Source organism: Kitasatospora sp. NPDC004240 (assembly GCF_053603215.1).
The window spans coordinates 17,936-23,097 of the sequence record NZ_JBSGFD010000145.1 but is presented as its reverse complement, the minus strand read 5'-3'; the positions used below and the strand labels follow the sequence as shown (position 1 = coordinate 23,097).

General features: G+C 70.8%; 6 protein-coding genes and 1 pseudogene. 4 read left to right on the top strand and 3 right to left on the bottom strand.

Going from position 1 to position 5,162, the window contains the following annotated elements; translation table 11 throughout:
- Window positions 1–146 precede the first annotated feature (146 nt).
- Entirely contained in the window at window positions 147–527 is a 381-nt protein-coding gene (locus ACWEQL_RS30520) for a winged helix-turn-helix transcriptional regulator (RefSeq protein ID WP_452153576.1), read from the bottom strand.
- Between the two features lie 122 nt (window positions 528–649).
- On the opposite strand from ACWEQL_RS30520, the gene ACWEQL_RS30515 reads away from it, so the two are divergent.
- The 4 genes and pseudogenes from ACWEQL_RS30515 to ACWEQL_RS30500 form a co-directional block, all read left to right on the top strand.
- Window positions 650–1,057: a RidA family protein gene (locus ACWEQL_RS30515; protein ID WP_452153575.1), complete on the top strand. Its 408-nt coding sequence runs from the start codon at window positions 650–652 to the stop codon at window positions 1,055–1,057.
- A gap of 248 nt (window positions 1,058–1,305) precedes the next feature.
- Window positions 1,306–2,508 (top strand): IS110 family transposase, encoded by a 1,203-nt coding sequence (locus ACWEQL_RS30510; protein ID WP_452153574.1) that lies wholly within the window; start codon window positions 1,306–1,308, stop codon window positions 2,506–2,508.
- A gap of 44 nt (window positions 2,509–2,552) precedes the next feature.
- Window positions 2,553–2,831: a hypothetical protein gene (locus ACWEQL_RS30505; RefSeq protein ID WP_452153573.1), complete on the top strand. Its 279-nt coding sequence runs from the start codon at window positions 2,553–2,555 to the stop codon at window positions 2,829–2,831.
- Window positions 2,832–2,872: 41 nt separating this feature from the next.
- Window positions 2,873–3,189: pseudogene (locus tag ACWEQL_RS30500) on the top strand (transposase); the annotation flags it as partial.
- Here the strand turns inward: ACWEQL_RS30500 and ACWEQL_RS30495 are convergent.
- Complete coding sequence (locus tag ACWEQL_RS30495) at window positions 3,186–3,617, bottom strand: hypothetical protein (protein ID WP_452153572.1); 432 nt, start codon at window positions 3,615–3,617, stop codon at window positions 3,186–3,188. The pseudogene ACWEQL_RS30500 and the gene ACWEQL_RS30495 sit on opposite strands and share 4 nt — an antisense overlap.
- A gap of 641 nt (window positions 3,618–4,258) precedes the next feature.
- Complete coding sequence (locus ACWEQL_RS30490; RefSeq protein ID WP_452153571.1) at window positions 4,259–4,570, bottom strand: hypothetical protein; 312 nt, start codon at window positions 4,568–4,570, stop codon at window positions 4,259–4,261.
- Between the last annotated feature and the right edge of the window lie 592 nt (window positions 4,571–5,162).

Below are 5,162 nucleotides of genomic sequence, written 5' to 3'. Positions count from 1 at the left end.
CCCGGGCCGGCGCCCGGGGCGGGCCGGCGCGGGCCGGGGCCTGGGGCGGGCCGGGGCCATCCCCGTCCGGACACGCAGGGCTGTCGTGCGGCACGCGGGCCGGCACGGTCGCGAAGCCTGGGGCGGGCCGGGGCGCGCTCGACCCGTCAGGCGTCGAAGCGGTTGCGGGAGGCGTCGATGTGAGAGAGGTAGCGGTGCGTCCAGTCGCACAGCCCCTCGATCGTCACCCGCAGGGCCTGGCCCGGGTCGGTGAGGGTGTACTCGACCCGCGGCGGCACCACCGGGTGCACCGTCCGTTCGACCAGGCCGTTGCGCTCCAGCATGCGCAGGTTCTGGGTGAGCATCTTGTGGCTGATGCCCTCGATCTCGTCGCGCAGTTCACTGAAGCGCAGGGTGCGCCCGCCCAGCGCTTCGATGATCAGCAGGGCCCACTTGTTGGCGACGTCCGAGAAGATCTCCCGGGCCAGGGAGTCGGCGCGCCTCACGTCCGCGTCGTCGGCCGAGCCACTGAGCTGTGCGGTTCCCATCAGGTTCCCCCGTCACCGAAAAGTGCGTTCTTCCACCTCAGCCGCCACTCTCCTACGGTTCCCGAGTAACCACAAGAGAGCAGACGCGCCGTCAGGCGCCCTCATGACAAGGAAGAAGCCGCATGCCCATCACCCTGGTGAACCCCGACGGACTACCCAAGATCGACGCCTACCGGCAGGTGTCGATCGCGACCGGCTCGAAGCTGGTCTTCGTCGCGGGCCAGGTCGCCTGGGACGCCGACGGCGTCACCGTCGGCGAGGGCGACCTCGCCGCCCAGGTCGAACGGTGCTACCTCAACATCGCCACCGCCCTGGCCGAGGTCGGCGCCCACCTGGACGACGTGGCGAAACTGACCGTCCACGTCGTCGACTGGACCCCCGACAAGATGCCCCTGCTCATGGAAGGGATCAACCGGGCCGCCACACAACTGGGCGTCACACCGACACCCCCCGCCACCCTGCTGGGCGTCGCGGCACTCGACATCCCCGAACACCTGGTCGAGATCGAAGCCACCGCGGTCATCGACTGACCACGCCCCCCCTTCCCCCGTCACCTAATGGGGCCCCGCAATGGGGCTCCCGGCCTCCGGTCCGGCATGACTGTTGCCCCCTGTAGTTCGCATGATCCGGGGGGGTGGTGTCACCGGGCCGGAGGCATCGGTAGACCGCTGATAGGGGCAGGACCACCAGCTCGCTGGGGGGCTCTTCGTAACGTGGATGCCGGCGACTGGTGCCACGCCAACGAGGCCGGGACGGTACGACCTCGTAGGGAATCAGCGTGATCGACACCGGCGATGTGGACGTCTTCCTCGGCCTGGACGTCGGCAAGGGCGAGCACCACGGAACCGCCGTGACCCGCGCAGGCAAGCGGGTCTTCGACAAGCGGCTGCCGAACAGCGAGCCCAAGATGCGTGCCGTGCTGGACAAGCTCACCGCGAAGCACGGCACCGTGCTGCTTGTCGTCGACCAGCCGGCCTCCATCGGCGCTCTGCCCCTCGCGGTCGCCCGGGACGCCGGCTGCCGCGTCGCCTACCTGCCCGGCCTGACGATGCGCCGCATTGCCGACCTCTACCCTGGCGAGGCCAAGACCGATGCTCGCGACGCCTTCGTCATCGCGGACGCCGCCCACACCATGCCGCACACCCTGCGGGGCATCGAGCTCACCGACGAGACCATTGCCGAACTGGAGATGATCGTCGGATTCGACGATGACCTGGCCGGCGAGGCGACCCGCGTCGCCAACCGCCTGCGTGGCTTGCTGACCCAGATCCACCCGCACCTGGAACGCGTGCTGGGACCGCGGATCGACCACCCGGCGGTCCTGGCACTGCTGGAGCGGTTCGGCTCACCGGCCGCCCTGCGCAAGGCCGGACGCCGCCGCCTGCAGACCGCTGCCCGGCCCTTGGCCCCGCGGATGTTCGAGCGTCTCGTCGAGGACATCCTCACCGCGCTCGACGAACAGACCGTGATCGTCCCGGGCACCGAGGCAGCCACGCTGATCGTGCCAAGCCTGGCCGGCTCACTGCGGGCCGTCCTCGACCAGCGCAAACTCCTGGAGAAGCGGATCCAGGAACTGCTGGAAGAGCACCCGCTGTCGAAGATCCTGACCTCCATGCCCAGCGTCGGAACGCGGACCGGTGCCCGGGTCCTGATCGATGTCGGCGACGCGAGTGCGTTCCCGACCGCCGCCCACCTCGCCTCCTACGCCGGCCTCGCCCCGGCGACCCGCAGTTCCGGCTCCTCCATACGCGGCGAGCAACCTTCCCGCCGCGGCAACAAGCAGCTGAAACGGGCGTTCTTCCTGGCTGCGTTCGCCTCCCTCGGCGACCCGACCTCCCGCGCCTACTACGACAAGAAGATCGGCCAGGGCAAACGGCACACCCAAGCCCTCCTCTGCCTGGCCAGACGCCGGGTCGATGTCCTGTTCGCCATGCTCCGCGACGGCACCCTCTACGAATCCCGGCCCGCGGCCACGACCTGAGCCTGCCTCTTGTCCACCGGCATCAGCCGTGATCCGCTCTGCCCATGGACGCCGAGAACTCCGAGCACATGAGGACCGTCGACCGCTGGCTCGCCGGCGAGGTGGTCAACAACACCGTCGGCATCAAGCTCGTCGGCGGCCCGTTCGACGGCCGCACCAAGATCGTCCTTCTCGGTCCGGACGGGACGCCACCCGCCCTCATACGCGCATCCGGCGGTCCAGCCGGACCGACCCGGCATGCCTACGAAGCGGTCCACTCCACCAACACCCGGGCCGGTTGGATCTACGCCTACACCGGACCCGAGCCATCCACCGAGAGCTGAGGCACAGCCTCGAACCGCTTGACCAAACACATAGGGGCACCTTCCCGACCGCCGGCCACCTCGCCGCCTACCCTGGCCTCGCCCCCGCGACCCGCAGCCCAGGCTCTTCGATCCGCGGCGAACAGCCTTCCCGACGAGGAAACAAGCAGCTCAAGAGGGCTTTCTTCCTCTCTGCGTCCGCCGCCTTGGGCGACCCGGCATCCCGGGCCCACTACGACAAGGAGATCGCCCAAGGGAAGCACCACACTCAGGCTCCGCTCTGCCTCGCCCGACGCCGGGCGACGTCCTCTTCGCCATGCTCCGCGACGGAACCTTCTACGAACCCCAGCCTGTTCGGGCCCTCGCTCCGCAGACCTAGACCATGGTCAGGAGGTGATCCGTGGGACCGTAGTCGATCTCCCAGTCGATAGGGACACCGCAGAGTCCATCCGCGATGCACCGAAGGCCGACGGTCACCCAACGGACCGATCCGTCCTCGCCGAGGGAGAAGGCGACCGCGGCCTCGAACTTGTCCCTTCCGCACGGACAGTAGGCCGGGCCGGACCTCTCGGTCTCCCAGGAGTCCTCCTCCCAGTAATCCTCGCTATCCGCGATGAACGCACGGCTGCCGCAGCCAGAGCACTCCCGCTCCGCTCCACAGTCGTTCACCAGCACGAAGAACTCCTGGCCGCCGCAACCTCCACAGAGGGAAGGAACGATTCTCACCGGGCGGTCATCGACAGCGCCCCTGAGAAACACCACGAGCTCAGCAGGAACGCCCTCGTCAATCTGATCATCGGCATGCACAAGCACATCGTCCCACGCACCTCGAAACACCCACCGACCACCTTGACCAAAGGCATAGGGGCACCCCCCGGCGGCCGGCCCCGCCCAAGAACCCTGAAAGGCCGGCCGATGACACTCAAAGCCGTCACCTCCGAGGAGACCCGCCCATAACCCCGACACGACGGAGCCACCTCACCCAGGGACACCGCCCAAGGCCGCGGCCGCCCGGTTCTCCGATCAGGGCCGGCAGGTGGTCGTCGAGGGTCACGACGTCGTGGAGGCGGGCGCCCTCGGTGGTGAGGCCTCGGGGTGGACATCACCGGGATTCCGGGTCGGCCACGCCAGCCGGGGGCCTGTGTCCGAGGCCGACCGCGCCCTGCGGCCAGCCGGGCGGGGATTTCGCTGCGCCAACCCGTCGCGGACGCGGACGGGGCGGTTCGCCGAACGCGGACGGGGTCCGGCACCTGGGCAGGTGCCGGACCCCGTCCGACGGTGGAGCGCCAGGCCCGGATCGCACGGACTCTCCCTACTGAAAGTAGGGTGTGCTCTGGTAGCACCGCTGACGCCTGACGAGGGATCGTCTCCCTCGCGACGAGAAGAATACTAGCAGCTCACGGCCCCTGCGCCGACCGCGGGACGCGGATCGGGCCCGGCCGCGGGGCTCAGGCCTCCCCGCCCCGGTCGAGGTCGTGGAACTCCAGGCCGGCGGGGCCGGATTCGGTGCTCCGCGCGTGTTCGCGCATCCGGGGGCCGTACTCGGGGTGGCCCATCAGGCCCGTGCAGGTGTCGAGGTCGAGGTCGAAATCGATCACGTCGGCGAGGTCGGCGAGGTGGACGTCGAGGCCGGGGTACCTCACGGCGGCGTACGGCAGGTCGTCGATGTCGGTGACGAGCACCGGGTACTCGCCGGTGCAGTCGGGCCGGCCCAGTGGAGCGGGCGGCGCGCATCGCAGCCGCCGACCGGCGGCAGGCACACGAAGGGCGGCAGGTCCTCGAAATCGGCGCACACGGCCGTCGCGCCGTCGGCACCGTACACCCGAGCGGCCCTCCCGCCGAGCGCGCGGCCCCCAGGACGGGCGCCCGCGCATCGTCGTACCGGCCGACGCGGCTCAGTTTGGAGCCGTCGAAGGCGGGCCGGCGGCGCAGGCCCGGGGGCAGCGGGCCGCCGCCGGCCACGCGCAGGCGCCCGATCGCCTCGGGCGCGAGCGGCACCGGGTCGGTGATGTCCGGCGCGTGCGCCGTGGGCCGGCCGCCCTCCCCGACCCGGGCGATCACCCGGCCCACCGGTACCGCTCCGCGCCTGCCCCCGCCCACGGGGCGGCACCCCCGCACACCGCACCGACAACGGGGGCGGCCCCCGCACCATCGACAGCCGCAGCCGGCCCGGCCCGCCGCACCCGGCCGGGGCCGCCGCGCGGACGCTCGACGGCGTGCCGCGGGCCACCGCGATCAGGGCAGGGCTCCCCCGGCCCCGGCCGCACTGTCGTGACGGCATGTCAGAATCCCGCGCATGAGGGAGAACACGGGGATCCGGGAGAAAACGGACATGAACGCGGGCACGGGCAC